The sequence below is a fragment of the Actinosynnema sp. NPDC049800 genome (assembly GCF_040656635.1).
GTDB lineage: Bacteria > Actinomycetota > Actinomycetes > Mycobacteriales > Pseudonocardiaceae > Actinosynnema.
Window position 1 is genome coordinate 199,559 of the sequence record NZ_JBFAMT010000002.1, and the last position, 26,988, is coordinate 226,546.

Sequence of the window (26,988 nt, forward strand, 5' to 3'; positions counted from 1 at the left end):
GGCACACCGAAGCCACGTTCCGGCGCTCCGGGACGTCTGAGGAGATGTGACCCCCATTCCCCAGCACCCCCACCAGCTCTCCGACGCGGGCGGTCGGAGCGTGCTCCGATGAGGTGGGCCGCCGACCTCGTCCTCGGCATCCGACTGGCCGTCGGGGGCAGCCGGACGTCCTGGGCGAGGTTGGCGCTCACCGCCGCCGGCGTCGGCCTCGGCGTCACCGTCCTGCTGCTGGCCGCCTCGATCGGCCCCGCGCGGGAGGCCAAGTCGCACCGCGTGCAGGCCGCGTCGGTCGACTCCACGACGGGTGACGCGAAGCTGAAAGCGCGCCACGTCAGCGTTTCCTGGCAAGGGCGGCTCATCACCGGCGTGGAACTGGCCGCCACCGCGCCCGACGCGCCCGTGCCGCCCGGTGTCGGCCGCATCCCGGGCCCGGGCGAGCTGGTCGTCTCACCCGAGCTGCTCGACCTCATGCGCACCGACGACTCGGTCCGCGCCCGGTTCCCGGAGAGCGTGATCGGCGTGATCGCCGACGCGGGCCTGCCGAGGCCGAAGTCCCTGATCTTCTACGCGGGCCTGCCCGAAGCCCACCACGACAGCGCCCACCCGGCCGCGGGCTTCGGCAGCGACCAGCCGCCCGCCACCCTGCTGCCGATCTACCGGCTGCTGATGGTCGCCGCGATCAGCGCGCTGCTCGTCCCGCTCGGCATCTTCGTCCTGGTCGCCACCCGCCTCGGCACGACCGGCCGCGCGCAGCGCCTGGCCGCGATCCGGCTGGTCGGCGCGTCGCGCACGCAGATCCGCTGGATCGCGAGCGGCGAGACGTTGACCGGCGCGGTGCTCGGGCTGTTCGTCGGCGTGGCGCTGTTCTTCGCCGCACGGCCGCTCGCCCGGTTCATCGAGGTGGAAGGGGTGGGCTTCTTCCCGACCGACCTGCTGCCCGACCCGCTGCTCGGCGCCCTGATCGCGCTGGGCGTGCCGGTGGTGGCCGTCGTGTCGGCGCTGCTCGCCCTGCGCACGGAGGACGTCGGGCCGCTCGGCCTGTCCCGCGCCGTCGAACTGCCGCGGCACCGCGCGTGGTGGCGGTTCGGGCTGATCGGCGCGGGCGCCGCGCTGATCGTGGTGATCTCGGCGATCGGCAGCTACTGGCAGGTGGTGGCCGACGCGCGCCTGGCCGTCGGGCTCGGCGTCGGCATCGCGCTGGTCCTCGCGGGCACGGGCGCGGTGCTGCCGTGGCTGGTCGGCCAGGTCGCCCACCGCCTCGAACCGGAGGGCGTCGCCCCGCTGCTCGCCCTGCGGACCCTCCGCTTCGACGCGGGCACGCCACGCGTGCTGTCCGGCGTCGTGGTGGTGCTGACCGGCTCGCTGACGTTGCAGGTCCTGCTCGGCGTGGCGGCCCAGTTCACCGCCGGACCGCCGACGGACACCCCGGACCGCTGGGTGCTCGACCTGCCCCCGCACGCCTCGGTCCGGTCGCTGGAAGAGGCGATCGCGCTGGTCGGCGGCGTGCGGCAGGTCAGCGAGGTGCGCGCGCACCCGACCGCCGGCGGCGGCACCGTCACCAGCACCGACTGCGTCGAGATCGCCGAGCGCCTCGACGTCGCGGACTGCGTGAACGGCGCCGCGTACCTGGTCGGTGACGGCCCGGAACCCGGCGCCAGGCTCAGGATCAACGGGCAGGAGTGGGTCGTGCCGCGGTACGAGAAGGTCGACGGCGACCTGTGGGGGCTGGTCGTGGCGGGCGGCGCCGATCCCGTGCTGGCCTCCGTGCCACCGACCGAGCTCGTCGTGCGCGGCGACCCGGACGAGTCGTTCGGCGACCGCCTGATGGCCGCCACCGGCCGCGCCGACCGGGGCGTCACGCTGCGCCGCCAGTTCGAGGCCGGGCAGGTCGAGCTGTTCGCGTCCCTGCGCAGCGGCGTCATCGGCGGGTCGGTGCTGCTCACGCTGCTGGCCGTGATCGGCCTCGCGGCGGCGGCCGTCGACCAGGTCTTCGAACGCCGCCGTCCCACCGCGGTGCTGGCCGCGAACGGCGTGCCGCCGAAGGTCCTGGCGGTGTCCGCGCTGTGGCAGTCGGCGATACCCGCGGCGCTCGGCATCGCGCTGGCCATCCCGATCGGCCTGGGCACGGCGTGGCTCGTCGCGCCGGGCGGGCGGTTCCGGGTCGACTGGACCGAGATCGCCACCACGGTCGCCGCCGCGGCGGTCGTCGTGCTCGTGGTGTCGCTGTGCACGTTGCCCGCGCTGCGCTCGGCGATCCGCCCGGCCGGCCTGCGAACCGAGTAGCGACGCACGCGAGCGATCCTCGGTTCCGCTTGCCACACCATCGAGCGGCGGCGGTATCCCCAGGTCAGACCGGGTGCTCTCAAGGAGCATGCATGATCGGAACAACAGTGAGCTGCTCCTGCGCGCCCGCTTCGGCGACGCCGACGCGTGGCACGAGATCGTCCGCCGGTACGCGCGCCTGGTGTGGGCCGTGCCGCGGTCGCACCGGCTGAGCCCCGAGGACGCGGCCGACGTCTGCCAGGCCACCTGGCTCGCGCTGGCCGAGAACCTGTCGGGCATCCGACACCCCGAGCGGCTGGGCGCGTGGCTGGTCACGACCACCCGGCGCGAGACGCTGACCGTGCTGCGGCTGCGCGGCCGGGAGGTGCCGCTCGACCGGTGGGAAGCGGCCGACGCCGGGCCGACGCCGGAGGAGCGCGCGCTGGCCCGTGACGCCGGGCTGTGGCGCGCGTACGCGACGTTGACCGACCGTTGCCGGGAGATCCTGCGGTTGGCGGCGTTCGCGCCGGAGCTGTCGTTCACGCAGGTCGCCGAGGCGGTCGGGATCCCGGTCAACAGCCTGGGCGCCACCCGCGGCCGGTGCCTGGCCGTGCTGCGGCGCCGACTCGGGGCGGAGGTGCCGCGGTGACCGGACCGACGCTCACGATGACCGACCGGGAGCTGCTGGACGCCCTCGCCCTGGCGGTGGACGACCTCGACCCGATGCCGGGACCCCTGCTCGCCCGGGCGCGGTCCGCGCTGGTCGAACGCGCCGACGCGGTCACCTCGCGGCTGTTGTCCGACTCGGTGCACGTCGATCCCGGGCTGCCCCGCCGGGTGGTGTTCGCCGGGCTCGACCTGCGCCTGGACCGGGTGGCCGGTGGTCTGCGGGTCACCGGGTCGGCGCGGGCGGGGGCCGTCGTGGTCGCGCGGTGGCCGGGAGGTCGGGTGACGGCGGTGGTCGACCAGGCGGGCCGGTTCCACCTCGAACGGGTGCCGTTCGGGCCGGTCAGGTTCGTGCTGCGCGGCGTGGACGCCTCGGGCCGTGATCACGCCACGCCGTGGTTCGTCGCATGATGGACCGGGACCGGATCACGCGGCTGGAACGGGAGATCCGCGTGCTGTCGCGTTCGGCGGCGGTGGGTCGGCCGGCCGTGCCGCTCAACGACGTGGTCGACGCGTTGGGCGACCGGGCGCTGCTGGTCTTCATCAGCCACCGGGAGCGGTTGGTCGGCGTGTCCGTCACCGGTCGGCGGGTCGGGCTGCACGACTTCGGCGAGGCCCGGACCGTCGCGCGGCACGTCCGCTCGCTGCCGTCGGCGGACGCGGTGGCGGGGCTGGACCGCCTCCTGCGGCCGGCGGGCGACCGTCCGCTGGTCGTGGTGCCCAGTCCGGAGCTGGCGCGGGTGCCGTGGGCGGCGCTGCCGTCGGCCCGGGGGCGGGCGCTGTCGGTCGCGCCGTCGGTGAGTTGCTGGTTCAGGGCCCACTCGCGGCCGTTGGCACTGGCGAACCGGCTGTGGGTGGTCGGGCCGTCGCGTCCGCACGCGCGTCGGGAGGTCGAGGCGTTGCGGCGGGCGCACGGCGGGCCGGTCCGGTCCACTGTGGACGAGGCGTTGCGGGAAATGGCGGAGGCGGACGTCGTGCACTTCGCGGCGGACGGCGTGCGTCAAGACGAATTGTTTTCGTATCTGCAATTGGGTGACGGGCCGTTGCACGGGCACGATCTCGACGGCTTGGCGCGTGCGCCTTCGGTGGTGGTGCTCTCGGCGTGCGGGTCGGGATTGGCGCGGGTGTTGTTGAGGCGGGGTGCGCGGGTCGTCGTGGAGAGCGTGCGGCCGGTCGCGGACGAGCGGGTGGTGGACCTGATGGTCGACCTGCACGCGAACCTGGCCCACCCGGCGCAAGCGCTTGCCGATGCGCAGGTCCGGCACGGTGACCTCGGCTTCGTCTGCGTTGGCGCGGGGTGACCGCATGGCCTTGTGTCACCTATTTGAGTGACGCCCGAATAGGTGATTTGGACCCGTGGTACTGAAGTCGCCGGTCAGGCCCTTCATGACCGGTCCACAAGGGACACCGCGCGGGCGTCCACAACGGACAATTCACGCCATCACACCATCAGGTGGACACGACGGACTGTGTTCACGGATGGGTGGGGCGACACGGACAGCCGCACGGCACCGCCCTTCCGAGTGGGTTCCGCCGGAGAACGTTCGAAAATGCGGTTCCCAGTGCTAGACATAGCAGAACGTCGACCTCGAACGGTCCGTCCCGTTCGCCGTACCCGGAACGGTGGTGATCCACAGTGGCAGCTCCCAACGCGGTGCGCCGGGGTGGATCCCTGCTGCTCCGGACGCTCGCCGTGAGCGGGTTGGCGGCCGCGGCGTGGCTCGTGTGCGGCGGGGTCGCGGCAGCGGGCGAAGACCACCCGGACGAGGCGGCGAAGACGCTCGACGCGGTGAACGTGGCGATCGACGAGCAGCAGACCGCAGCCGCCGACCTGGTCACGTCGGTCGTGCCCGCCGGCGTCGCGCCGTTCGCGGCCGTCGGGGTCGCGGCTCAGCCTTTCGGGTCACCGTCGTCCGGGTCATCGTCGCTCGCGTCACCGTCCCTCGGTGGGGTGGAACTGGCCGCGGTCGAGTCCCGACCCCTGGCCGTGATGACCGACGGGCCCGCGCCGGAACCGGAAGCCGACCAGGAGCCGTCCAGCACCGGCGGTTACAGCTACTCGAGCGGTTACGCGAGTGGCTACAGCCACTCGGGCACGGCGTCGAACACGATGCCCGCGCCGCTGTACGAGGCGAAGATCGCCCAGAAGGCCGCCGCGCGTGCGGCGGTCGTCGAGGCCCCGGTGTCGCCGGCGCCGCAGCCCGTCGCGCTGGCCGCACCGGTCCGCGTGAACGTCCTGCTCGCACCGACCGCCGAACCGTCACCGGACGTCTCCCCGGTCACCCCGAACGCCGAGGTGATCTGGGAGGTGCCGGAGCCGAGTGCTCCCGCGCCGACGCCGAAGCAGGCGCCCGCGCCGAGCGCGCCGACGGCGTCCTCGGGCGGCGCGGACAGCGGCGGCGGTGGCCACCGGGGCGGCGTGAACGCGTCGTTGACCGGGCAGGCGGACCTGAAGCCGTTGGTCGCGTGGTCGGCCGAGCGGTGGGACGACGGCAGGTCGCCGGGCAGCGTCCCGGGGCTGCCCAGCACATCACCCGACTGAGGTCAGACGGGATCCGTGTGCCCTGAGCACGCGCGACCACACACTGCCTGACCTGGTCATTTCGCGCACATCACGTTTGTCGACGGCTGTCGCACCACACCCAAGGGTTCCCGTCCTGCCAACCGCGCCCTGGCAGGACGGGCCAGGTCCCGTCGCCGCGCTGCCCCCGCGAGCGCTGGGACCGAACGGGAACCTGCGGCAGGGGACGCCAATCCCTGGAGCGTCCCCGCCGCAGGTCCACGAACCGCCGTCGGGCTCCGGCTCAACGAGGGGCTGCGCCGGAGCCCGACGGCCGACGGCCGCCTAACACGATCGAGTGATCATCACCAGAAAATGTACGGAAACACCGTTACCGCCCCTCGGTTAAACCATGAGGACCCCCGCCAACCACCCACCACGTCCCCGCAGCCACCCCAACCACCGCCCAACCATCCCCACCCCCCGCCCCGCCACCGACCACCACCGCCCCACCCCGAACCCCCGGATCCGCGGATCCGGGATCGGAGGTCGCGGAACGAGTGGCCCGCCGACCCGCCGACCTGCTGGCCCGCCGCCCCTCTGGCCCGCCGCCCCTGCCGAACCGCAGATCCGTTGCCCGGCAACCCCTGGCCCGCTAGGCGACCGGCACGGCGAGGTCGGCGTCGGTCGGCATCGTGGAGCCCGTGACGGAGGCGGCGACCAGGCCCAGGCGGCGGGCGGCGTCACGCAGGACGTCCGGTGATTGCACGAACGGCAGGCGCAGCCAGCGTTCGAAGCCGCCGTGGGCGCCGAAGCGCGAGCCCGGTGCGAGGCGGATGCCGTGGTTCTGGGCCACGACGGCGATGCGCGTGCTCACCGGCGCGTCCAGTTCGCACCACACGCTGAGACCGCCCTCCGGCCTGCGGAAACGCCAGGTCGGGCAGTGTTCGCGCAGGCCCTCCATGAGCACGTCGCGCTGGGCCGCCAGCTGGGCCCGCCGGTCGCGCAGCGCGGGTTCGGGATCGGCCAGCAGCTCGGCCAGCACCAGCTGGTCGACCACCGCGGAGCCCAGGTCGAGGGCGGTCCGCGTCGAGATCAGGCGGTGGACCACTTCGGTCGACGCGCGGATCCAGCCGATCCGCAGGCCGCCCCAGTGGGACTTGCTGGCCGAGCCCAGGGTCACGACCAGGTCGTCCGCGAACTTCGCCAGCGGCGGCGGGCCGGCCAGTGGGTCGCCGTCCAGGTCCAGTTCGACGACGGTCTCGTCCACCACCAACGGCGTGCGCGCCCGGCGGGCGGTGTCGGCCAGTTCGGCGCGACCCTCGGCGTCCAGGCGGTGCGCGGTGGGGTTGTGGAAGTCCACCACGACGTAGGCCATGCGCGGTGCGGCTTGGCGGAGGGCGGCGGCGATCCCGGGCAGGTCCCAGCCGGTCTCCGTCATCGCGACCGGCACCGGGATCGCGGAGACGGCCTTGATCGCGTCCAGCGCGTTCGGGTAGCTCGGCTGCTCCACCAGCACCCGGTCACCCGGACCGGTGAACAGGCGCAGGGTCAACGCCAACGCGTGCTGCGCGCCGCTGGTCACCACGATCTGCTCCGGCGACGTCGGCAGACCCCGCGCCGCGTACCGGGCCGCGATGCGCTCCCGCAGCTCGGGCACCCCGTGCTCGTAGTACCCGTGATCCGCGAGGTGCTCGGGCAGGTACCGCCGGACCTGGTCGAACGCCGCCAGCACGCCCGGCAGCGCCGGCGGAGCGGCCCGCGCGAAGTCGACCATGCTGTGCCCCACCAACGGGGTGTCCGGCGTGACGCCCAACGTCCCCGTCGGCAGGCTGATCCACGACCCCGCCCCGCGCCGGCTCGCGACCAGCCCTTCCGACCGCAGCTGGTCCAACGCCGCCGTGATCATCGTCCGGCTCACCGGCAGCACCTCGGCCAGCTCGCGTTCCGCGGGCAGCCGGGTGCCGGCGGGCAGCCGGCCGTCCAGCACCAGCATCCGGATCGCCGCCGCCAGGTCCGCCGAGCCGTGACGTGCGCCACGGCGGCGCCACTCGCCGAGCAGTCGGGCCAGGCGGAAGCCGGATATACGTCCACCTGGTGGGACGTCGGAGTTCATGAGGCCAATTATTGCGGATTGGCTCTGGAATACAAGGCCAATCTGGACGAAGGATGGCCACATGCTCGCCGCGCTCACCCAGGTCCCGGTCTCCGTCTCGCCCGTCCGCCGCGTCCCGCAACTGCTGGTGGGGCTGTGGCTCTACGGCGCGAGCATGGCGCTGCAGATCCGCGCCACCCTCGGCCTCGACCCGTGGGACGTGCTGCACGAGGGCCTGACCAAGATCACCGGGCTGTCCTTCGGCCTGATCACCGCCATCGTCGGCGCCGTGGTCCTGCTCTGCTGGATCCCGCTCAGGCAGAAGCCGGGCGTCGGCACGGTCGCCAACGTGGTCGTCATCGGCCTGGCGGTGGACGTCACGCTGTTCCTCCTGCCGACCCCGACCGGGCTCCTGCCCCGCATCCTGTTCCTCACCGCCGGCATCGTGCTGAACGGCCTGGCCGCCGCCACCTACATCGGCGCCCGCCTCGGCCCCGGCCCGCGCGACGGCCTGACGACCGGTTTCTGCGCGCGGACCGGGATCTCGTTGCGCCTGGTGCGCACGGTGGTCGAGGTGGCCGTGCTCGGCATCGGCTGGCTGCTCGGCGGCACGATCGGCGTCGGCACCGTCCTGTACGCCTTCACCATCGGCCCGCTGACGCAGCTGTTCCTCCCGCTGGTCACCTGGGTGAGCGAGCGACCCGCTTCCTGACCTCCACGTAGTTCACGCCACGCGCCTCCAGCACCTCGGCCACCAGCCCTCCCTGCGCCAGCAGCGCCAGCAGCAGGTGCTCCTGGCCGAGCGTGCCGTGGCCGAGGTCGCGCGCTTCGACCAGGCTGCGCTCCAACGTCTTCTTGGCCGCCGCGGTGAACGGCAGGTGGTTGCCGAAGAACCGCCGCCGCCGACGGGTCGGCGCCCCGGCCAGCGCGCCTTCGCCGTGGCTGCGCTCGACCGACGCCACGATCTGGTCGACGTCGATGCCGAGCCGCCGCAACGCCTCGGTGTCGGCGTCGCTGAGCCCGCCCTTGCGGCGCGCGGCGGCGAACGCGTCGACCACCTCGTCACGTGCGAGCTCGAACTCGGCCAGGACCGGCGCGTCGAGCAGCGCCAGCGCCAGGTGCTCGGGCCCGATCTCGGGCGCGTCGAGCCGTTCGGCCTGCACGACGGCGTCGTGGACGGCTTGGCGGGCGGCCCTGGTGAACCGTTCCCCGATCATCGGTCTCCCCCGTGCTTCTTGTGGACGGCCTGTCGGGTGACCCCGAGTTCGGCCGCGATCTCCTGCCAGGACCAGCCGCGGGCGCGGGCGTTGCGCACCTGCACGGCTTCGAGTGTTTCCAGTAGGCGGCGCAGCGCGCTGACCGCTCGCAGCCCGACCCTGGGATCTTGGTCGCCCGCCGCCGAGGCGAGCTCGGTCGCTTCCGTCATGCCGTCAACTTTGGTTGACACGGGCGGGGTTGTCAACCCAGGTTGACACACTAGGCTCGGTGACGATGCCGGAGATCACCACCGCCGAACGGGCCGGAGTGGGCCGCGACGGCCTGCCGCGCCCGACCGAGGACCGGATCGTCCGACTGCCGAACGCCGTGGTGCTGCTGGACGGCGCGACCTCGCCGACCCCTCGTGAGCGCGACGGCGGCTGGCACTCCCGCCACCTGGCCGCCGAGCTGACCCACGTCACCGATGACCAAGACCTGGCCGACCAGCTCGCCCGCGCCATCGCACGACTGGCGGCCACGCACGGCCTCACGCCGGGGGACTCACCGTCCAGCACGGTCGCGATCACGCGCTGGACCGCCACCGCCGTCGACGTCCTGGTGCTCGCGGACAGCCCGGTCGTGGTGTTCACCGACGCCGGCGTCGAGGTCGTCGCCGACCACCGGCTGCGCGACCTGCGCGGCCGGGTCGACCGGATCACCGACTGGCGCAACCGCGAGCACGGCTGGTGGGTGGCGGAGGCGGACCCGGCCGCCGCGCACCGGGCCGTGCGGGCGAGGTGGCCGCGTGACCGGGTCCGCGCGGTGCTGATGGCGACCGACGGCGTGTCCTGCGGCGTGGACGACTACGGCTTGTTCGCGGACTGGCAAACCGTGTTGCACATCACGTCGGAATTGGGGCCGGAAGCCGTGCTGGACGAGATCCGCGCGGCCGAAGAGGGTGACGCGGATCGCACGAAGTGGCCCCGGCCGAAAGTGCACGACGATCAGGCGCTGGCGGTCATCCGATTCGACACCGGGAAATGAGAAAAGCCCCTCGCGGTGAGCGGAGGGGCTTTTCTCTGACGTTCTGGTGGCCAGGGGCGGGGTCGAACCGCCGACCTACCGCTTTTCAGGCGGTCGCTCGTACCAACTGAGCTACCTGGCCAGGTAGCGGATCGACCAACCGGCCGAACTGCCTTGCGACCCAGACGGGACTCGAACCCGCGACCTTCGCCGTGACAGGGCGACGCGCTAACCAACTGCGCCACTGGGCCTTGCGCACTACTTCATCTTGTCGATCGTCACTGTACTGCACTTGCGGTACTGCGTGCCCCCAACGGGATTCGAACCCGCGCTACCGCCTTGAAAGGGCGGGGTCCTAGGCCGCTAGACGATGGGGACCTAGTTCCTCCGGCAGCCCTTGGGCCACCTTCTTTCCCAGGCCCTCCACGCTGTCCGGTGGAAGCATCGTAAGCATAGGGCACGAGGGTCCACACCTCCAAAACGGGGGTGGCACACGGTGTTGACCTGCGATTCCACCCCCGTTCGCGGCGGTTCACCCGCGCGTCGGGGTCACCGGGGCGAGCAGTCGGTCGGCGAACTCCGCCCGTTCCGCGTCGGACAGCACGGCCAGCGCGTCGTCGAACCGGTCGTCGGTCAGCTGCTCGGCCCGCCGCCACCGCGCCGCCAGGTCCGGCCGGTCCGCCACGGACGCCAGCAGCGCCTCCGCGTCCTCCGGGCGCCACCCCGTGCGCAGGAGCCGCCCGCGACCGCCACCGGGGTCCAGCGCGACGGCCTGGGTCACGTCGAGCCCGACGGCGCGCAGCGCGGCGAAGTGCAGCCCGCCGCGCAGCTCGCGCAGCACCATCAGGGCGTGACCGAGCGCGGCCGGGCCGTCGTCGGGACGTGCTGCCTCGCGCCAGCCGCGGAACAGCGGCAAGGCGGACGCCTCCGCGCCGTCGACCACCGCGAACGCGAGCTCGGCGAAGCGGGCGGGCTCGGGCGTCCCGGCGAGGTGGTTGCGGGACCAGTCCCAGCACCCGCCGAGGTAGGCCTCGATCGCGCGGTCGGCGGGGAACGCGCGCACGAGCGCCTTCTCGACCAGCCACTCGGGGAAGATGCCGAGCACGGAGGCCACCACGCCGGGCGACGGGTTGCCGAGCACCGCCGTGCGGCCGCGGAAGTAGAGGGTGCGCGGCGGCAGGCCGGCGGCTTCCTCGCGGGCGGCGAGTTCGGGCGAGGTCATGAACGAGCCGGCGATCTCGACCAGCGGTTCCCTGGTCAGCCGAGCGGTGGAGAGCATTTCGTAACACTGTCACAAAACTCCGGCGGCCGGCAATGCGCGGGCAGCGCGAAGTGCGCGGCTTCGGGTCGGCGCCGCGATGAGGCCGGGTTTCGAGGGTGTCCAGGTGACGGCGGCCCCTTCGTGGACGAGTCCCGAAGGGGCCGCGACTTCGGCGTCCTACCGCTGCACGGGCGGCACGCCCCCGTCCTCGCCCGGCGACAGCCCGAGCATGTCGAGCAGCAACCGGCAGTCCTCGGCGCTGGTGGCGCCGCGCGCCACCGACAGCCGAGCCCGGTGCACCTGCTCGTCCGAGATCCTCGACGGCTCACCGGTTCGCTGGGCAGGCACCCCACCGCCGCCCGGCCTGGACATCGTCTCGTCCTGGTTCCACAGGAACTGACGCACTTCTAGAGACCCGCTCATGACGCCTCCCCGACTTGAGGTTGGCGCGAGGCTAAGCGAGCCCATCGAACCACCGCAGCCCCCCGGAGAGTGATTCAGGGGCGACGCAGCGTCACTTTCCGTGTAGGCCACTTGGTGTCAAGCGGCGCGTGATGTGCTTGTCGCGAACGAGGAGGGTGCAACCCATGACCGAACCGGTACCGGGGCAGACGCCGGAACCAGCGGTGGCGGACGACGCGACCGCCACGCCGCCGCCCGCAGGCGAGCCCGAAACCGCAGAGCCCCAGACGGCCGGGCCCGAGGCCACGGCGCCGGAGCCCACCGCGGCGGCCGAGCCCGAAACCGCCCAGAACGCCGACACCGCCGCAGCCGCCGGGCCGCCACCGGCGGCGAACCCGCAGGAACTGTTCGGCAGCCTGTCGCTGTCCGCGATCGAGGCGGACATCGACCGGCTGATGAGCGACAAGATGAAGCAGCTCGACGGGATGCTCGCGGGCCTGGAGGACCTGGTGCACCGGCTGGAGGGCGAGATCACCAACCTCGAGCCGCCACCGGACGAGTCCGATACCCCCAAGGGGTAGCACCCCGGGCGCGACCAACGGACGAAAACGGGCTGAGCACAGGGTTCGACGCATCGACTACCTGAAGATTTCGGTCCAACCCACTCCCCAGGCCCACGTGCGCGTGCAACAATCCGAATTGCTGACACACCCCCGGTCAGCGCCTGTGGAGATCCCCTCCGGCCCCCGCGTTCCTCCCCCTGGCGCGGGGGCCTCTCCATGCACACATCTGTGACCCAGGCCACAGTGTCGCCGGTTCCGCAATCCAACCGTTATCGTGTCGCCGTGCCTCTTGGATCCCTTGGACGGTCGAAGTCGGGCCGGCATCGCCCGCCCGCGCGTGAACAGGAAGAAGCCGTGCCCGCCGACGAGGAGCTGGAGTCGTACCTGGCCGCCCTCGCCCCGGAGACGACGGACGCGGAGACGACGGCCGGCACGAGCTTCGGGACCGCGCAGGTCTACCAGCTCCGCCTCCAGCTGATGGCGAACGAGCAGCTGAAGGAACTGGCCGCCGAGCGGCAGACGTCCCCCCAGGCGCTGGCCACCGAGTGGGTCATGCAGCGGTTGGAGTGGGAAGCCCGCCAGCGCGGCTACTAGCACCGCCCGCCGACACCGAACGCCCCGGCACCCGAAGCCGGGCCCGAACGCGAACAGGCCCCCGACCGTCCCGGTCGGGGGCCTGCGCCGTTGGTGCGAAAAGACGTGGATCGGAAACGATCTGCCGCGATCAGACCTTGCGCACGTTCTGGGCCTGCGGACCCTTGGTGCCCTGGCCGATCTCGAACTCGACCCGCTGGTTCTCCTCCAGGGTGCGGAACCCCTGGCCCTGGATTTCCGAGTAGTGCACGAAGACGTCCGGCCCGCCGTTCTCCTGGGCGATGAAGCCGAAGCCCTTCTCGGAGTTGAACCACTTGACAGTGCCCAGTGCCATGTACCTGCCTCCATCGCAGGAAAGCTTGGGGCTGCACCGTGCAGCCCCGGCCGTCCCGGGGCGTTTCCCCCACCGCTCAGGGTGGGGACGGCACGCCCGCGTGTCGTTCCGCGAGCGTGAGACACGAACACAGAAACCACGGCCTGCGTGGCTGAGCGTATCGGTTGGTGACGCCCAGCACTACACCCCCGAAGTCATTGGTCCACCGGACAGCTACTTCTCCGTCACCTTGGGTGGTTCCGGCAGCTGCACGTCGGCCTGCCCGATGTTGCGCTCCAACGCGGACCGCCACTCGCCGGAGCCGACCATCTTCTCGATGGCCGCGCTGACGTCCGACCGGCCCTTGGCGTCGTCCTTGGCCAGGCCGATGCCGTAGCGCTCGGTGGTGAACGGGGTGCCGACCAGCTTGAGCAGCTCGGGGTTCTCCGCCACGTACCCGGCGAGGATCACCTCGTCGGTGGTGACCGCGTCGACGTTGGCCGCGAGCAGGGCGACGACGCAGTCGGAGTACTGGCCGTACTCCACCAGCTGCACGTCCTGGGCGAACTGCTCCTTCACCTTCTGCGCGGACGTCGAGCCGGTGACCGAGCACAGCTTCTTGCCGTTGAGCGTCTCGGGGCCGCTGATCTCGTCGTCGCTGAAGCGGACGAGCACGCCCTGTCCGGTCTCGAAGTACGGGCCGGCGAAGGACACGTGCTCCTTGCGCTTGTCGGTGATCGAGTAGGTGGCGACGACGAAGTCCACCTCGCCGTTCTCGATCAGCTTCTCGCGGTCGGCGGAGCGCGCTTCGCGCCAGGTGATGCCGGATTCGTCGACGCCGAGCTGGGCGGCGACGTACTTGGCGACGTCCACGTCGAAGCCGACGAACTTGCCGTCGAGCCTGCGCTGACCGAGGCCCGGCTGGTCGAACCGGATGCCGATGGTCAGCTCGCCGTCGTCGGCCTTGCCGGCCAGGGTGTCGTCGCTCGCGCCGCCACACGCGGCGATCAGGGAGAGGGCCGTGACCAGGGCGGTCGCGGGCAGCAGTCGTCGGAACAGCATGAGGTGCGAACCTCTCGGGGTGCTCGGGAAGCGGCGCGGATCGACGCGCCGGACGTTGGCCATGCTAAGCAAACCGAGCGGTCCTCTAGATGCGATAAAAGTCGCAGTGGTCCATGCCACTACGCCGTACGGAGCAATCGGCGCTGTGAGTCCGCCTACTCCCGGCTAGGACGGGAGGAGCGCGCGCCGGGGCGCAACCCGCAGGCCGAGCCGCCGTATCGCTTTGTTCACGTGGCCTTCGGGCACGCCCCAGCGGATCGGCGCGGGCACCATGAGCGCGGCGGCCCGGACGGCCCGCAGCAAGGCCGTGGCGGCGGGTTCGGCGTACGGGCGGTGGCCGTGCAGGGCGATGGCCCACGGCGGCAGCACGGAGTACGCGAGGTGGCCGAGCAGCGGCTCGTAGGCGTCCAGGCTGAGCCGCAGCACGCCGTCCAGGGGCGGGCGGTGCAGGAACCGGTACACGACTTCGGAGTCCGACGTGCGCTTCAGCTCGGGCAGCGTGGCGGCGAAGTAGTCGGCCATCTCGGCGGCGCTGCCGGGCACCTCGTCCTCGTGCAGGCCGACGAGGGCGGCGGTGCGGCGTTGCTCGGTGTAGTAGCGGTCGGCCTGGGCGTCGGTGAGGCGGTAGCCGGCGCGCCGCAGGACGGTGAGGAAGCTGTGCACCTCGGCGCAGTGCACCCAGAGCAGCAGTTCGGGGTCGTCGATGCGGAAGCTCTTGCCGGTGGCGTCCTTCGCGCGCAGGGTGCGGTGCACGCCCCGGACGCGTGCCGCGGCCCGTTCGACCTCTTCGGTGGAGCCGTAGCTGACCGTGCCGACGAAGTCCGCGGTCCGCAGGAGGCGGCCGAGCGGGTCCTGCTGGAAGGTGGAGTTCTGCACGACGGCCGCGACGGCGCGCGGGTGCAGCGCCTGGAGGTAGAGGCTGGTGATGCCGGCGACCCACATCGCGGGGTCGGCGTGCAGCTGCCAGGTGACGGTTCCCGGTCCGAGCATCCCGACGTCCACCACCCGATCGTGTCATGATGTGCCGTTCCCGTCACCCCTTGCGACCTGCCGGAACGGGCTGGGGCGTAACGCCTTCAGCGGTGTGGACGATTCCACGTGACACCGCGGAGCCTGGAACGGGTGTTGGATGAGCAGTGGCAGGAGTGTCGCCTTCGCCGGCGCGGCGCTGTTACTGGCGACGGGCGCTCTCGTGACGCTGGCGCTCACGGTGAACGAGCCCCGACCGGTCGACGCGCGCCAGGTGCACCTGAGCCCGGTGGAGCCCGGTGTGCTCAGCGCCACTTACACGACCACGCTGGAGATCGCGCGGCCGACGACGGTCCCCGTGGTGGTCCCGCCGCCCGCGCAGCGGCCCGCGCCGCCGATCACCACGGTCAGCACCGTCCCCGTGACGACGACGTCCGAGCCGCCTCCGTCGTCCAGCACGACGTCGAGCACGACGTCCACGCGTCCGTCGTGGGGCGACAACTGCGACCACTCGTACGTGACCGACGGCCCGTGCGTGCCGTGGCGGTTCCCGCGCGGTGTGTCGCGGCCGTGCGAGTGGCTGTACGAGCAGGGCATCACGCGGATCGAGGTCATCGGCTGGGACCGCCACTACCTCGACCGGGACCGGGACGGCATCGCCTGCGAACGTGCCGACTGACGGTCCGCGCCGACCTGGGCGTTGAACTCAAGGGACCTGGACGTGGGACACGCGCGTTCAGCGGTCGGCCAGGCGGTCGAGGGCGGTGCCGACGCGGTCCGTCAGGAGCGAGAGGGCGCCGACCGTGCGGGTGGTCGGGTCGTCGGTGGAGCCTCCCAGGGCTTGGGCGCGGACGTAGGACTGCTTGACCTCCGACCAGCGGGTGGCCTGGGCCGGCGTCAGGGTGCCGCGCAGTTCGGCCAGCTTCAGCAGGTTCGCCTCGGCGCCCGAGGTCAGCGTCTGGGCCTCGCCCGCGTAGTGGTCGTCGATCACGGCGGCCAGCTCGGCGTCGTTCATCACCGGCACGACCTTCTCCGCCAGCTTGTTCATGTTCCGGTAGGAGCCCTGGAGCTGGAACGGCGGCTCGACGCGCGAGGCGTCGGACTGGGCGGCCGAGGCGATGTAGGCCTGGTTGTTCGCCAGCACGACCTCCTGCACGCGCACCAGCTTGCGCAGCACCGAAAGCACCTGCTCCAGCTCGACCGACGAGTACGGGTGCGCGAGCCGGTCGGCCCGCACGTCCTCGCCGCGCGCCATCCGCACGAGCAGCTCCACGTCACCGCGGTCGCGGGTGGACAGCGGCGCGAGCACCGGGTTCGACGTCAGCGCGTTCTCGATGTAGCTCAACGCGAACAGGTCCTCGCGCCCGGACAGCACGTCGCCCAGGTTCCACACGTCGGCGCGGTTGGCGAGCATGTCGGGGATCCGGAACCGCTGCCCCGACTCGGTGTAGGGGTTGCCGGCCATGCACACCGCGAACCGCTTGCCGCGCAGGTCGTAGGTGCGCGTGCCACCGTCCCACACGCCTTCCATCCGCCGCTGCGCGTCGCACAGCGAGATGAACTTCTGCAGCAGCTCCGGCGACGTGTGCTGGATGTCGTCCAGGTACAGCAGCACGTTGTTGCCCGCCTCCAGCGCGAACGAGATCTTCTCGACCTCCTGCCGCGCGGTGGCGTTCGGCGCGTCCGCCGGGTCGACCGACGTCACGTCGTGGCCCAGCGACGGGCCGTTGACCTTGACGAACACCAGCCCGAGCCGGTTGGCCACGTACTCCATCAACGTCGTCTTGCCGTAGCCGGGCGGTGAGATGAGCAGCAGCAGGCCCATCTGGTCGGTGCGCTTGCCGTCGCCCGCCGCGCCGAGCTGCTTGGCCAGGTTGTCGCCGATCAGGGGCAGGTACACCTCGTCCAGCAACCGGTTGCGCACGAACGCGCTCATCACCTTCGGCTGGAACTCGTCCAGGCGCAGGCGCGCGCGCTCGGCGGCCACGACCTCGTTGCGCCGGCGCTGGTAGGCCCGGTAGGCGGGCACGCGCTCCTCGCGGAACCGGCGCGTGCGGGTCAGCAGCTCGTCCAGCCGGATCTCCAGCGCGCGGTCGGCGATCCGCGGGTGCGTGCCGAGCAGGCCGTCCGCGGTGGCCGTCAGCTGCGCAGACGACTCGTGCCGCGGCAGGTCCCGGCACAGCTCCAGCGCCACCGCCTCCGGCAGGTCGGGTTCGACGCGGCCGCCGAGGAACGCCTCGTACCAGCCCTGCACCAACCGCCGCCGCACGTCCAGGTCGCCGACCGCGCGCAGGTCCTCGTCGAACTCCTTGCGCCCGCCCAACGCCCGGTGGAACGCGTCCACCAGAGCGCGCGCTCCGGCGCTCGTCGCGAACCCGAACGGCGCGCTGCACAGCTCCTCGAAGAGGTACTCGCCCGCCAACGGGTCACCGGCCGCCTCGGACAGCTCGGCGCACAGCTCGTCGATCGCCGCCGTGTGCCCGAACGCCGCCCGCGCCCGGCCCAGCGACGCCGCACGCCGCTCGAACAGGGCCCGGTCGGCCTCGTCCGCCGAAGCCCAGAACAGCTGCGCCGCCGCACGCGCGGACGGCGGGTACCGGAGCACGCCCGCGCCCGCGTGCAGCCGCAGCACCACGTCGAGGATCCGCGCCGCGTCGTGGTCGTGCACGCCGCGCTCGTAGCCCTCGTCCAACCGCGACTCCGCCACCTGCCGCACGAGGTCGGGCAACCGGTCCTCGGTGACGGCGGCGTGCAGCCCGTCCAACGGGTGCGTGGCCAGGATCGAGGTGGCCAGGTGCTCGGCCCGGTACACCTCGGCCGTCTCCGACACCAGCAGCTGGTCCCAGAACGGCCTGGTGTCCGCGAACGCGGGATCGCGCACGGGCGAGCGGAAGTCGGTGCCGGTGATGGCGAACGCGAGCTCGCCGTCCTTCGGCACCAGGGTCAGGTCCACCGGCTGGGTGTTCACCGCGAACCGGTGCCTGCCGAGCCGGATCGTCTCGCCGTCGAACAGGTCCAGCCGGTCGCGCAGCGAGCGGCCCGCCTCCTGCCGCGCGGCCAGCACCCGGCCGTCCAGCTCCTCGGCCCGCACCTGGTCGCCGAGCGAGCGCAGCTCCTCGGCCACCGAGCGGACCTTCGCCACCATCGGGTCGGACGCGAAGTACGTGTTGACCTCGTCCAACGACCCCAGCGACGCCACCCGCCTGGTCACGCTGACGAGGATCCGGTCGGCGGAGGAGGCGAGCCGGTCGGCGCGCCGGGCCCGGTCGTCCAGCAAGGCCTGCTTGCGCGACGAGAACGCCTCGTAGACGTCGGTCCGCTTGTCGCCGAGCCGGGTCAGGAAGTCGTCGAACTCGCCGAACCGCGACTCCAGGTTCTCCAGCTGCAGCAGCAGCCGGCCCAGCTGCTCGTCGCACCGCTGCGGCGTGTCCGCCACCGCCAGCGCGCCGGTGATCGCCTGGCCGAGCAGCGCGAACTCGGCGGCGAACTCGGCCCGGCCCTCGGTGGCCAGCAGGGCGCGCCTGCGACCGTCCACAGTGGCCCGCGCCCGGTTCAGCCCGCCGAGCACCTCGCCGATGCGCTCCAGGATCGACGTGCGCACGGTGGCGTCGGCGATGTCGAGCGAGCCGACGACCTCGGTCAGCACCTCCAGGCCGCGCTGCCGCTGCGCCAGCTCCTCGACCACCGGCTCGGCCTCGGCGACCGTGCCGATCGCGTCCGCCGCGCCGACCAGCGCTTCGACCTGCTCGTGGTAGCCGGTGAACGCGTCGTCGCGCCGCAGGTGCTCGACCGCGCGCCGCGCCGTGCCGCCCAGCTCGTCGTCCAGCGACGACACCAGGGCGTCGATGCGCGCCACGTCGGCGTACCGCATCTCCTTCAACGTCACCAGGTGCCCCTGCGCCTGCCGCAGGTCGGCCAGCTGCCGCACCCAGGCGTCGGCGGTCGTCGGCACCTCGCCGCGCACCCGGCGCAGGATCGACGCGATCCCCGCGTCCGCCTCGGCCACCGCCGTCGCCGCCTGGTCGGTCAGCTCCTGCACGGCCTCGAACTCGTCCAGCACCTGCTCGGCCGTCGCCCGGACCTGCGTCAACGGCGTGCGCAGGTCCTCCAGCTCCGCGTCGCCCAGCCAGTGGTAGGCGTCGAACACCCTGGTGCACGAGGAGATCAGGTCCTCGAACACCGGCACGGACGGCGCCATCTCGCCGACCATCCGGCTCACCGACAGGCAGTCGGAGATGCCGCGCACCAGGTCGGCGTTCCCGACCCGCTCCAGCGGTCCCGTGCCGACCGGCTGCGCGGCGGCGTAGGCGTCGGACACGTACGGGGTCTGCCACACCTGCATGGGGTGCACGCGGGTCGGCTCGTCGCTCATCGCGCGGAAGACGACCAGCGTGCCGTCGTCGAACAGCGAGTACCCGTGGCACGACAGCGGGTTCGCCACTTCCTTGCGGATCACGTTGTACGGCAGCAGCAGCGACCGGCCGTCGCGGCGGGCGTGGAAGACGTAGAGCACGTCCTCGCCGTTGGTGGAGCGGATGACCCGCTCGAACTCCAGCTCGTCCACCGGGGTGTCGAAGGTCTTGTTCACGCCCGTGGCCAGGTAGTAGCCGCCCGGGAAGATCAGGCCCTGGTCCTCGGGCAGCCGCTGGCACGCCTGGCCGATGCCGTCGAGCCGCACCACGGACCGGGTGCGCGTGTTGAACACCAGGTGACGCCACGCGGTCTCGTTGTACGGGCGGATGCGCAGCAGGATCAGCGAGCCGACCCGCGCGTACTGCACCTCGCCGTCGGCCAGCGACTGCAGCGGCTCGTCCACCGGCTCGGTGTAGACGCCCTCGCCGGTCTCGGTGTTGTTCTCCACCTTGATCGTGAGGTCGCCGCCGATGGTCTCGACGAACACCTCGTCCTCGATCGAGATGTGCGGGTGCCTGCCGAGCACGTGGTGCTCGCGGCCGGTCACGACCCACTCGAAGTCGTGCGAGGGCGGGAACACGTGGTCGCGCTCGCCCCGGTTGTCCAGGTACTCGACCGTGCCGTCGACGCCGACCTGCCAGCGCAGCACCCGGATGTCCCCGATGCGGGCGCCGGTCTGGAACACCGCGAGCAACCGGCCCTCGACCCGGCGCAGCTGGATCAGCCTGGTGTCGCGGTAGTACCGGTACAGCTCGGCGAAGTCGCGCTCGAACCGCGGGTCGCGCAGCAGGCCCGGCAGCTCGTCGTCACCCGCGTCCTCGAACCGGAACGCGTCGCCGTCGCGGGTGAAGCGGTGCAGCGAGAACACGTCGTCGACCGTCGTCTCCGGCTTGAGGCCGATGAAGACGTTGTAGCCGAACAGCATCAGCCCGGCCACCTGCACCACGTCGCGCGGCACGCAGTTGTGCTCGGTGCGGATGCGCTCGGTGCCCAGCAACGTCAGCTCGGCGCTGCCGAACGCCTCCAGCCGGCGCGCGTTGAGCGCTTGCGCCCGGCGGGCGAGCCCGGCCGCCTGCTCGGCCAGCCGGGCCCGCAGCACCTCGTAGGTGCCCGCCTCCAACGTCACCGGCGCCGGCGACGCCTCCACTGGCGCGGTCACGACAGCGAGGCGACCGGCCGCTCGGCCACGCCCAGGCGCTGCGCGGCGGCCAGCAGCTCGCGCAGCTTGCCCTCGTCGGGCCCACCGGAGTTGATGAGCTTGAGCAGCAGCGCGGACACCGTCAGGTTCTTCACGTCACCGGTGCTGATCGAGCCGAGCAGCCTGCCGATGTCGTCGGTGAAGCTCGCCGTCCCGTTCAGCCACGGCCCGGCGAGGGTCTGCGCGACGTCGGAGTGCTCCACGAACCCGTCGACCTGCTTGCCCATCGTGATGGCGCCGACGATCCGGTCGAAGAACATGCTGTCGCCGCCGACGATGTCGATGTCGGCCTTCTCCAGGCCCGCCGCCAGCACCAGCGCCTGCGACTCGGCCACCTGCCGCTGCACGTCGATCCCGGCGAGCCGGACTTCCTTCTCCGTCTCCAGCCGCAGCCGGTACTCCTCGTGCTCGCGGGTGGCGTCGTCCAGCGCGGCCATCGCGCCCGCCTTGTCGGCCAGGCCCTCGGCCTCGCCCTTCAGCTTCTCGCGGATCGCGAGCGCCTCGACCAGCGCCTTCTCCTTGCCCACCGCGGCCTCGGCGCGGCCGACCTTCTCGATCGCCTCCGCGTCGCGCTCGCGCACCTGCACGTCGGCGAGGCCGACCGCGGCCGCCTCCGCCTGCTTGCCCTCGGCGAGCCGGATCATGGCGCGGGTGTCGAGCTCGGCGGCCTGCTGCCGCGTCTCGGCGAGCAGCAGTTCCTCGCGGGCCTTGAACTTCGCGGCCTGCTCCGCGGCCTCGGCCGCCTTGATGTCCTTGACCAGGCCCTCCTGCGCCTCGGCCTCGGCCCGGATCACCACGGTCTGGCGGTGCCGCTCGGCCTCCTCGACCGCGCGCAGCCGCTTGATGATCTCCTCCTGCTCGGCCACGGTCTTCTCCACCGCGATGCGCTCGCGCACCACCTCGGCGATGGACCGCTTCTCGGCCTCCAGCTCCTTGTCCGCGGCGATGCGGGACAGCTCGGTCTCCCGCTCCCGGCCGATGACCTCCAGCATCCGGTCCTTCTCGATGCGCTCGGTCTCGATCGCGATCACGCGCTCGCGGTTCTTCTCCGCCACCGCGATCTCGCGCGCCTTGTTCTCGCTCTGGATGCCCAGCTGCTCGTCCGTGCGGATGTGCGCGGTGTTCGACTTGAGGCGCTCCTCGGCCTGCACCTTGGCGATCTCCGCCTCCTCGCGGGCCCGCATCGTCTCCACTTCGCGCTTCTGCTTGATCTCCGCGTCCGCCTGGCGGCGCTCCAGCTCCAGGATCGCCTCGCGCGCCTCGACGTTCTGGCGCGTGATCTCCTTCTCCTCGTGCCGGGTGAACTCGTTGGTCCGCACGTGCTCGATCGCGGTCAGCTCGGTGATCTTGCGGATGCCCTGCGCGTCGAGGATGTTCGACGGGTTGAGCTGCGCCATCGGCGTCTGCTCGAGGTAGTCGATCGCCGCGTCCTCGAGGCTGTAGCCGTTGAGGTCGGTGCCGATGACCTGGATGATCCGGTCGCGGAACTCGTCGCGCTTGGTGTAGAGGTCGATGAAGTCGAGCTGCTTGCCGACCGTCTTCAACGCCTCGGAGAACTTGGCGTTGAACAGCTCCTGGAGCGTCTGCTCGTCGCTCGCCCGCGCGGTGCCGATGGCCTGGGCGACCTTGATGACGTCCTCGACGGTCTTGTTGACCCGCACGAAGAACGTGATCCGGATGTCGGCGCGGATGTTGTCCTGGCAGATCAGGCCTTCCTGCCCGGCGCGGCGGATCTCGATGGTCTTCACCGAGATGTCCATGATCTCCGCGCGGTGCAGCACCGGCAGCACCACGGCGCCGGTGAACGTGACGTCCACCTTGCGCACCTTGGAGATGATCAGCGCCTTGCCCTGGTCGATCTTGCGGAACAGGCGGCTGATCAGGATCAGCAGGCCGATGACGACGACCAGGACGACGGCGACGAGAATGCCGAAGCCGGTGGTGATGACGTCCATCAGTGGTCCCCCCGTGTGAGAGTCGGGTCGTGTCCGATTTCGAGGGACGCGACCCAGAAGAACTCGCCGTCCACGTCGTAGTCGAAGATGAGTGCGGTGGTGCCCGCGGTGAGCGCGTCCGCGCCCGGTTGGCGCACCTGCACGACGGCCGAGGAGCCGTCCGCGGCGGTGACCTCCGCCTGGCCGAACGTCTGGGTCACGCGGCCCGTGCGGATGACGCAGGTGCGACCGATGAAGTCCAGGCGCGACGCGGGCGGGTCGGCCGGGAACAGCCGCTTCAACGGCGTCATCGCCAGCCGGGTCAGCACCAGGCCGACGGCGAGCGACCCGCCGAGCACGCCGGTGCCCGCGAGCACCGAGGCCGGTTCGAGGAGGACGACGCCGGACAGGCAGGCGAACCAGGACACCGCGATCAGCAAGGAGATGCCGAGGGTCGCGGGCACGCCGCCGATGTCCAGCTCGACCCAGTCCGCGTCCGCCGCGCCGAAGGCGACGAGCAGCCAGTAGGCCACCACGATCACCAGCAGGACGCTGAGCACGGCCACCGGGAATCCCAGCGATGCCGCGAAGAACTCCCCCATGTACCCCCCTTTCGCGGGACCCTAACCCGTTTTCGGCGGAGAACTGAGGGGAATGACGCAACGCGGTCGGATCACCCCGGTCAGTGCACGAGCATCCCCCGGAGGACCGTGCGCAGCGCCGCGGTGGGATCGAAGCGAGGGCTCGGGTTCGCCAGCTCGTTGGCCAGCAGACCGTCGATCACGGCGAGGAGCAGCGCCAGGTCGGCGGGAGGGTTCGTCGAGCCGAGGCCGGCGATCAGGGGTAGCGCCCAGGACCCGATCTCGCGGTGGGCCCGGTCCACGTGGCCGCGCAGTTCGGTGCGTTGGGCGACTTCGACGAACAGCGCGTGGCGGGCGAGCGTGAGGACGCGGTCCTCGGCCAGTCGCTCGACCAGCGCGCCGACGGCGTCGGCGAGGGCCTCGGGGGTGGTGACGTCGCCGGCCACGCTCGCCCACAGCGCGGTCTCGTGTTCGAGCAGGCGGCCCAGGACGGCGCCGATCAACGCGTCGCGGGTGCGGAAGTGGTTGGACGTCGAGCCCTGCGGCAGGCCGGCTTCGGTGTCGACGGCGCGGTGGGTGAGCTGGCGCATGCCGCCCGTGCCGAGGACGCGGATCGCGGCGTCGAGTACCTGCTGTTGCCTGGTCATCGGCACGGACACTACACCCGTAGTGTTGATCACTACAGCTGTAGTACGGTGTGCCGCATGGGACTTCGGCGCGCAGCGGTGATCGGTGGAGGGGTCGGCGGCCTGGCCGCGGCCATCGGGATGCGACGGCACGGGTGGGCGGTGGACGTCTTCGAGCGCTCGGCGGCGTTGCCCGACGTCGGCACGGGGCTCGGGATCTGGCCCGACGCGTTCGCGGCGTTGGACCGGCTGGGCGTGGGCGACGCGGCCCGGCGGGTCGGGCGGCGGCAGGCGGACGGGGTGGTGCGCAAGCCGGACGGGACGGTGATCGGGACCATCGCGGCGAGCTCGGTGCACCTGCTCACCCGGCCGGCGTTGCTGGGCGTGCTCGCGGGGGCGTTGCCGGACGGGGTGGTCCGGTTCGGCACGGCGGCGGGCTTGGCGGACTGCGCCGGGTACGACGTCGTCATCGGGGCGGACGGCATCCACAGCGCGGTGCGCGGCGAGCTGTTCGACGCGTCGGTCCGCCGGTCGGGGGCGGTCGGGTGGCGCGGCACGGTGGACGTCCCGGTCGACGCGGGCGGTGAGACGTGGGGCCGTGGCGGCAAGTTCGGCCTCACGCCGCAGGCCGACGGGCGCACCAACTGGTACGCGATGGGGCCCGACCTCTCGTTGTTCGCGGACTGGCACGACCCGATCCCGCGCGTGCTCGCCTCGGCCACCGACGTGCTGCGGCACGAGCTGCTGTTCCTGTCGCCGTTGCCGAGCTACGTCTCCGGGCGGGTGGCGCTGCTCGGTGACGCCGCGCACGCCATGACACCGGACCTCGGGCAGGGCGCGTGCCAGGCGATCGTCGACGGCGTCGTGCTGGCGGAGTGCCTGGCGGGTGACGACGTCGACGCGGGGTTGCGTCGGTACGACTCGGAGCGCCGCCGGGTGACGCAACGGCTGGCCGCGCGGTCGCTCCAGCTCAACCGGCTGGCCCGGATGCGCCGGTTCACCGGGGTGCGCGACGCGGGTCTGCGGGTGGCGCTGGCCTTGGCGCCGCAGCCGTCGTGGAGCGCGGACCTGGAGCCCGACGAGTTGGCGGGCTAGGACTGCGGGAGCTTCACCGACTTGCGGGTGCGCGGCGCGGACGGCGGCGGCACGACCGGGCCGATGTCGCCGTCGGGCGCCTCGTCCAGGTCGACGATCACGGGGGCGTGGTCGCTCGGCCCGGTGCCCTTGCGGGCGTGCCGGTCGACCCAGGCGGCCTCGACCCGTGCGGCGACCGGGCCGGACGCCAGGACGAGGTCGATGCGCATGCCGAGGTCCTGGTGGAACATGCCGGCGCGGTAGTCCCAGTAGGTGAAGACGCGTTCGTCCGGCCACCGGTCGCGGACCACGTCGTGCAGCCCGACCGCCCGCAGCGCCGCCAGCGCCTCCCGCTCGGGCCCGGTCACGTGCGTGTGGCCGACGTAGGCCGCCGGGTCGAACACGTCCGCGTCGGTGGGCGCGATGTTGACGTCGCCGCAGACCAGGGCGTCCGCCGGCCCGGCCGCCACCACGTCCCGCAACGCCGCCAGCCAGGCCAGCTTGTAGTGGTAGTGGTCGGAGTCCGGCGTCCGCCCGTTGGGCACGTAGACGGAGTGCACCCGCACCCCACCGCAGGTGGCCGCCACCGCCCGCGCCTCGGGGTGCGGAAACCCGGGCCCGTCCGCGAGCCCGTCGACCACGTCGTCCAGCCCGATCCTCGACAGGATCGCCACACCGTTCCACCGGCTCTCGCCGTGCGCCGCCACCTCGTAGCCGCGGGCGGACAACTCGTCACCGAGCAGGGCCGCGAACGCGTCGTCCGCGAGTTTCGTCTCCTGCAGGCAGACGACATCGGGCTGCCTCTGGTCGAGCCACGGCAACAACCGCGGCACCCGCTGCTTGACCGAGTTCACGTTCCAAGTAGCCACCCGCACGAACCCCACCGTAGTCCGCATACGCCTCCGGGACGCAGCGTCAACCCCCTGACCTGCACTGCTCCGTACGCCGTGCGACCGAACGTGACGCCACCCACACCACCCGGTCGACCACCTCGCTCACCGGGAGCCCCGGTCTCGGTAAGCTGTCGGCCACGGGCTGCTAGCTCAATTGGCAGAGCAGGAGACTTTTAATCTTCGGGTTCAGGGTTCGAGTCCCTGGCGGCCCACCAGACTTGCTGGTCACGACGATCTGTCGGAGACCGAGCAACCTTCCAGCCCTCATTTACCCCTCACTTACCCGGATGACCGCCCCGAGCGCGTCCGCCGCCGCCCGACCGGGTGACCGGCGGCCCATGTACACGTCCTGCATCATCGACGGCCGGGAGTGACCGAGCAGGTCGGCGATCTGCCGGGCCGTCAAGCCGGCCTCATCGAGCAGCGTCGCGACCGTCCGCCGAAAGGTTCGGAAAGTCACCCATTCGTAGCCCGCTCGCGCGATGAACGGCTTCCACGCGCGATTGCGGACGTTGGTTGCTTCACGGATCGTGCCGGTCGAACTGGGGAAGATCGGACCTTCCTGGTCGGCCGCCTTCTCCCGTCTTTCGACAAGCATGGTGACGCACCAGTCCGGAAGCGGAATAGGTCGTTCGGCGTTCTCGGTCTTGCCCCGATTCACGATCCTGCCCCGCCCACGCGCCCGGATGACGTTCCCGGACATCGCCAGCTGTCGTGCCTCTGCGTTGAAGTCCGGCCAGTGCGCCCCCAGCGCCTCCCCTGTCCGCTCACCGGTCGCCAGGAAGAACCTGATGAGGTCCGGCAGATCGTCCTTCACGGCCCGCTCGTCCCGGTCCAGCTTCTTGAGCAGGTCGAGCACTTCGGTGGCGGTCAGCGCCCGCGACTTCTGCGGCCGGTTCTTCGCCCGCTTGCTCTCCAGACGGGTGATCTCCCGCGCCGGGTTGCCCTCCAGCGCCCCGTGCCGCACCGCGTAGGCACAGACGCCACTCAGAACGGCCCTGACCGTCTTCGCCGAGCTTGCGCTGGAGTTGTCCCGGACCTTCTTGCAGAGAGCGTCCAGGATCGGCGTGGACAGCTCGTTCATCCGCAGGTCACCCACGGCCGGGAGCACGAGCCCTTCCAGCCGGTTGCGGTACGTGTCCACCGTGCCCCAGGAACGGAACTCCCGTTCGGCGTCGCGCACCAGCTCGGCCAGCCACCGAGCGGCGACGTCGCGGAACCTGGTACTTGCTGTGACGGTCGCCCCCGCGACCGGTGTCACCCAGTCACGGATAGCGGCCTTGAGGTTGTTCTCGGCGTTCGTGCGGCTGGTGCCCATGCGCTCGACGTCGTAGACCTTGCCGTTGAAGTCGCGGTACCGAC

At 71.9% G+C, this 26,988-nt stretch carries 25 protein-coding genes and 4 tRNA genes; 12 read left to right on the forward strand and 17 right to left on the reverse strand.

The window, feature by feature from the left end; genetic code table 11:
- Window positions 1–108: 108 nt before the first annotated feature.
- From AB0I91_RS03610 to AB0I91_RS03630, 5 genes are all read left to right on the forward strand, one after another.
- Window positions 109–2,283: an FtsX-like permease family protein gene (locus AB0I91_RS03610; RefSeq protein ID WP_499635032.1), complete on the forward strand. Its 2,175-nt coding sequence runs from the start codon at window positions 109–111 to the stop codon at window positions 2,281–2,283.
- 88 nt (window positions 2,284–2,371) lie between these two features.
- Window positions 2,372–2,911 (forward strand): RNA polymerase sigma factor, encoded by a 540-nt coding sequence (locus AB0I91_RS03615; protein ID WP_498776200.1) that lies wholly within the window; start codon window positions 2,372–2,374, stop codon window positions 2,909–2,911.
- On the forward strand, window positions 2,908–3,339 hold the full coding sequence (locus AB0I91_RS03620) for an Ig-like domain-containing protein (RefSeq protein WP_499612882.1): 432 nt from the start codon (window positions 2,908–2,910) through the stop codon (window positions 3,337–3,339). The genes AB0I91_RS03615 and AB0I91_RS03620 overlap by 4 nt, the downstream gene beginning before the upstream one ends.
- A complete protein-coding gene (locus AB0I91_RS03625) occupies window positions 3,336–4,229 on the forward strand; it encodes a CHAT domain-containing protein (protein WP_499635035.1) in 894 nt (297 codons plus the stop codon). Before AB0I91_RS03620 ends, AB0I91_RS03625 begins: the two co-directional genes overlap by 4 nt.
- A gap of 335 nt (window positions 4,230–4,564) precedes the next feature.
- Complete coding sequence (locus AB0I91_RS03630) at window positions 4,565–5,470, forward strand: hypothetical protein (RefSeq protein ID WP_499635037.1); 906 nt, start codon at window positions 4,565–4,567, stop codon at window positions 5,468–5,470.
- Window positions 5,471–6,083: 613 nt separating this feature from the next.
- On the opposite strand, the gene yczR is transcribed toward AB0I91_RS03630, so the two are convergent.
- Window positions 6,084–7,544, reverse strand: a complete 1,461-nt coding sequence (gene yczR, locus AB0I91_RS03635) for a MocR-like transcription factor YczR (RefSeq protein WP_499612886.1) — start codon at window positions 7,542–7,544, stop codon at window positions 6,084–6,086.
- Between the two features lie 61 nt (window positions 7,545–7,605).
- Here yczR and yczE point away from each other — a divergent pair, with 61 nt between their 5' ends.
- Window positions 7,606–8,235 (forward strand): membrane protein YczE, encoded by a 630-nt coding sequence (gene yczE / locus AB0I91_RS03640; RefSeq protein WP_498776187.1) that lies wholly within the window; start codon window positions 7,606–7,608, stop codon window positions 8,233–8,235.
- On the opposite strand, the gene AB0I91_RS03645 is transcribed toward yczE, so the two are convergent.
- The gene (locus AB0I91_RS03645; RefSeq protein ID WP_498776185.1) at window positions 8,204–8,740 is read right to left on the reverse strand and encodes a Clp protease N-terminal domain-containing protein; all 537 of its coding nucleotides are present in this window, start codon (window positions 8,738–8,740) and stop codon (window positions 8,204–8,206) included. The genes yczE and AB0I91_RS03645 overlap by 32 nt on opposite strands.
- The gene (locus AB0I91_RS03650; protein ID WP_077010893.1) at window positions 8,737–8,949 is read right to left on the reverse strand and encodes a helix-turn-helix domain-containing protein; all 213 of its coding nucleotides are present in this window, start codon (window positions 8,947–8,949) and stop codon (window positions 8,737–8,739) included. Before AB0I91_RS03650 ends, AB0I91_RS03645 begins: the two co-directional genes overlap by 4 nt.
- Window positions 8,950–9,014: 65 nt before the next feature.
- On the opposite strand from AB0I91_RS03650, the gene AB0I91_RS03655 reads away from it, so the two are divergent.
- Window positions 9,015–9,764, forward strand: a complete 750-nt coding sequence (locus AB0I91_RS03655) for a protein phosphatase 2C domain-containing protein (RefSeq protein ID WP_498776589.1) — start codon at window positions 9,015–9,017, stop codon at window positions 9,762–9,764.
- 44 nt (window positions 9,765–9,808) lie between these two features.
- Here AB0I91_RS03655 and AB0I91_RS03660 read toward each other — a convergent pair.
- The 5 genes from AB0I91_RS03660 to AB0I91_RS03680 form a co-directional block, all read right to left on the reverse strand.
- Window positions 9,809–9,885: transfer RNA gene (locus tag AB0I91_RS03660), tRNA-Phe, on the reverse strand.
- A gap of 35 nt (window positions 9,886–9,920) precedes the next feature.
- A tRNA-Asp gene (locus tag AB0I91_RS03665) sits at window positions 9,921–9,994 on the reverse strand.
- Window positions 9,995–10,048: 54 nt separating this feature from the next.
- A tRNA-Glu gene (locus AB0I91_RS03670) sits at window positions 10,049–10,121 on the reverse strand.
- A 154-nt stretch (window positions 10,122–10,275) separates the two neighbouring features.
- Window positions 10,276–11,022, reverse strand: coding sequence for an SCO6745 family protein (locus AB0I91_RS03675; protein ID WP_499635039.1), 747 nt, complete (start codon window positions 11,020–11,022; stop codon window positions 10,276–10,278).
- A gap of 159 nt (window positions 11,023–11,181) precedes the next feature.
- On the reverse strand, window positions 11,182–11,427 hold the full coding sequence (locus tag AB0I91_RS03680) for a hypothetical protein (protein WP_123745109.1): 246 nt from the start codon (window positions 11,425–11,427) through the stop codon (window positions 11,182–11,184).
- 164 nt (window positions 11,428–11,591) lie between these two features.
- Here AB0I91_RS03680 and AB0I91_RS03685 point away from each other — a divergent pair, with 164 nt between their 5' ends.
- A complete protein-coding gene (locus tag AB0I91_RS03685) occupies window positions 11,592–11,987 on the forward strand; it encodes a hypothetical protein (protein ID WP_499612892.1) in 396 nt (131 codons plus the stop codon).
- 336 nt (window positions 11,988–12,323) lie between these two features.
- Window positions 12,324–12,563, forward strand: a complete 240-nt coding sequence (locus AB0I91_RS03690; RefSeq protein WP_498776179.1) for a hypothetical protein — start codon at window positions 12,324–12,326, stop codon at window positions 12,561–12,563.
- Between the two features lie 130 nt (window positions 12,564–12,693).
- Here the strand turns inward: AB0I91_RS03690 and AB0I91_RS03695 are convergent, their stop codons facing one another.
- The 3 genes from AB0I91_RS03695 to AB0I91_RS03705 form a co-directional block, all read right to left on the reverse strand.
- Window positions 12,694–12,897: a cold-shock protein gene (locus tag AB0I91_RS03695; protein WP_015105489.1), complete on the reverse strand. Its 204-nt coding sequence runs from the start codon at window positions 12,895–12,897 to the stop codon at window positions 12,694–12,696.
- Window positions 12,898–13,110: 213 nt separating this feature from the next.
- Window positions 13,111–13,938 carry a glutamate ABC transporter substrate-binding protein gene (locus AB0I91_RS03700; RefSeq protein ID WP_498776177.1) on the reverse strand — a complete coding sequence of 276 codons (828 nt, stop codon included), beginning with the start codon at window positions 13,936–13,938 and terminating at the stop codon, window positions 13,111–13,113.
- A 165-nt stretch (window positions 13,939–14,103) separates the two neighbouring features.
- Entirely contained in the window at window positions 14,104–14,940 is an 837-nt protein-coding gene (locus AB0I91_RS03705; protein ID WP_499612897.1) for an oxygenase MpaB family protein, read from the reverse strand.
- 127 nt (window positions 14,941–15,067) lie between these two features.
- Between AB0I91_RS03705 and AB0I91_RS03710 the strand changes: the two genes are divergently transcribed.
- Window positions 15,068–15,586 (forward strand): excalibur calcium-binding domain-containing protein, encoded by a 519-nt coding sequence (locus tag AB0I91_RS03710; protein WP_499635041.1) that lies wholly within the window; start codon window positions 15,068–15,070, stop codon window positions 15,584–15,586.
- Between the two features lie 57 nt (window positions 15,587–15,643).
- Here AB0I91_RS03710 and AB0I91_RS03715 read toward each other — a convergent pair whose 3' ends face one another.
- The 4 genes from AB0I91_RS03715 to AB0I91_RS03730 all read right to left on the reverse strand — a co-directional run bounded on the left by AB0I91_RS03715 (window position 15,644) and on the right by AB0I91_RS03730 (window position 23,680).
- Complete coding sequence (locus AB0I91_RS03715) at window positions 15,644–20,479, reverse strand: DNA repair ATPase (protein ID WP_498776168.1); 4,836 nt, start codon at window positions 20,477–20,479, stop codon at window positions 15,644–15,646.
- The gene (locus AB0I91_RS03720) at window positions 20,476–22,473 is read right to left on the reverse strand and encodes a flotillin family protein (RefSeq protein WP_499635044.1); all 1,998 of its coding nucleotides are present in this window, start codon (window positions 22,471–22,473) and stop codon (window positions 20,476–20,478) included. Before AB0I91_RS03720 ends, AB0I91_RS03715 begins: the two co-directional genes overlap by 4 nt.
- Window positions 22,473–23,054 (reverse strand): hypothetical protein, encoded by a 582-nt coding sequence (locus AB0I91_RS03725; protein WP_498776163.1) that lies wholly within the window; start codon window positions 23,052–23,054, stop codon window positions 22,473–22,475. Before AB0I91_RS03725 ends, AB0I91_RS03720 begins: the two co-directional genes overlap by 1 nt.
- 80 nt (window positions 23,055–23,134) lie before the next feature.
- Window positions 23,135–23,680, reverse strand: coding sequence for a TetR/AcrR family transcriptional regulator (locus tag AB0I91_RS03730; RefSeq protein WP_498776161.1), 546 nt, complete (start codon window positions 23,678–23,680; stop codon window positions 23,135–23,137).
- Window positions 23,681–23,737: 57 nt separating this feature from the next.
- Between AB0I91_RS03730 and AB0I91_RS03735 the strand changes: the two genes are divergently transcribed.
- Complete coding sequence (locus AB0I91_RS03735; RefSeq protein ID WP_498776157.1) at window positions 23,738–24,754, forward strand: FAD-dependent monooxygenase; 1,017 nt, start codon at window positions 23,738–23,740, stop codon at window positions 24,752–24,754.
- On the opposite strand, the gene AB0I91_RS03740 is transcribed toward AB0I91_RS03735, so the two are convergent.
- Entirely contained in the window at window positions 24,751–25,617 is an 867-nt protein-coding gene (locus AB0I91_RS03740) for an exodeoxyribonuclease III (protein ID WP_499635330.1), read from the reverse strand. The two genes, AB0I91_RS03735 and AB0I91_RS03740, sit on opposite strands and share 4 nt — an antisense overlap.
- Before the next feature lie 148 nt (window positions 25,618–25,765).
- Between AB0I91_RS03740 and AB0I91_RS03745 the strand changes: the two genes are divergently transcribed.
- A tRNA-Lys gene (locus AB0I91_RS03745) sits at window positions 25,766–25,841 on the forward strand.
- A gap of 53 nt (window positions 25,842–25,894) precedes the next feature.
- Here AB0I91_RS03745 and AB0I91_RS03750 read toward each other — a convergent pair.
- The gene (locus tag AB0I91_RS03750; protein WP_499635047.1) at window positions 25,895–26,944 is read right to left on the reverse strand and encodes a tyrosine-type recombinase/integrase; all 1,050 of its coding nucleotides are present in this window, start codon (window positions 26,942–26,944) and stop codon (window positions 25,895–25,897) included.
- Window positions 26,945–26,988: the final 44 nt, after the last annotated feature.

What these genes read in the sequence shown, in the direction of transcription:
- AB0I91_RS03720 (WP_499635044.1), bottom strand. Translation starts at nt 22,473, where the DNA reads ATGGACGTCATCACCACCGGCTTCGGCATTCTCGTCGCCGTCGTCCTG.
- yczE (WP_498776187.1), top strand. Translation starts at nt 7,606, where the DNA reads ATGCTCGCCGCGCTCACCCAGGTCCCGGTCTCCGTCTCGCCCGTCCGC.
- AB0I91_RS03610 (WP_499635032.1), top strand. Translation starts at nt 109, where the DNA reads ATGAGGTGGGCCGCCGACCTCGTCCTCGGCATCCGACTGGCCGTCGGG.
- AB0I91_RS03700 (WP_498776177.1), bottom strand. Translation starts at nt 13,938, where the DNA reads ATGCTGTTCCGACGACTGCTGCCCGCGACCGCCCTGGTCACGGCCCTC.
- AB0I91_RS03695 (WP_015105489.1), bottom strand. Translation starts at nt 12,897, where the DNA reads ATGGCACTGGGCACTGTCAAGTGGTTCAACTCCGAGAAGGGCTTCGGC.
- AB0I91_RS03655 (WP_498776589.1), top strand. Translation starts at nt 9,015, where the DNA reads ATGCCGGAGATCACCACCGCCGAACGGGCCGGAGTGGGCCGCGACGGC.
- AB0I91_RS03625 (WP_499635035.1), top strand. Translation starts at nt 3,336, where the DNA reads ATGATGGACCGGGACCGGATCACGCGGCTGGAACGGGAGATCCGCGTG.
- AB0I91_RS03675 (WP_499635039.1), bottom strand. Translation starts at nt 11,022, where the DNA reads ATGCTCTCCACCGCTCGGCTGACCAGGGAACCGCTGGTCGAGATCGCC.
- AB0I91_RS03750 (WP_499635047.1), bottom strand. Translation starts at nt 26,944, where the DNA reads ATGGGCACCAGCCGCACGAACGCCGAGAACAACCTCAAGGCCGCTATC.
- AB0I91_RS03685 (WP_499612892.1), top strand. Translation starts at nt 11,592, where the DNA reads ATGACCGAACCGGTACCGGGGCAGACGCCGGAACCAGCGGTGGCGGAC.
- AB0I91_RS03730 (WP_498776161.1), bottom strand. Translation starts at nt 23,680, where the DNA reads ATGACCAGGCAACAGCAGGTACTCGACGCCGCGATCCGCGTCCTCGGC.
- AB0I91_RS03725 (WP_498776163.1), bottom strand. Translation starts at nt 23,054, where the DNA reads ATGGGGGAGTTCTTCGCGGCATCGCTGGGATTCCCGGTGGCCGTGCTC.
- AB0I91_RS03735 (WP_498776157.1), top strand. Translation starts at nt 23,738, where the DNA reads ATGGGACTTCGGCGCGCAGCGGTGATCGGTGGAGGGGTCGGCGGCCTG.
- yczR (WP_499612886.1), bottom strand. Translation starts at nt 7,544, where the DNA reads ATGAACTCCGACGTCCCACCAGGTGGACGTATATCCGGCTTCCGCCTG.
- AB0I91_RS03710 (WP_499635041.1), top strand. Translation starts at nt 15,068, where the DNA reads ATGAGCAGTGGCAGGAGTGTCGCCTTCGCCGGCGCGGCGCTGTTACTG.
- AB0I91_RS03650 (WP_077010893.1), bottom strand. Translation starts at nt 8,949, where the DNA reads ATGACGGAAGCGACCGAGCTCGCCTCGGCGGCGGGCGACCAAGATCCC.
- AB0I91_RS03615 (WP_498776200.1), top strand. Translation starts at nt 2,372, where the DNA reads ATGCATGATCGGAACAACAGTGAGCTGCTCCTGCGCGCCCGCTTCGGC.
- AB0I91_RS03645 (WP_498776185.1), bottom strand. Translation starts at nt 8,740, where the DNA reads ATGATCGGGGAACGGTTCACCAGGGCCGCCCGCCAAGCCGTCCACGAC.
- AB0I91_RS03680 (WP_123745109.1), bottom strand. Translation starts at nt 11,427, where the DNA reads ATGAGCGGGTCTCTAGAAGTGCGTCAGTTCCTGTGGAACCAGGACGAG.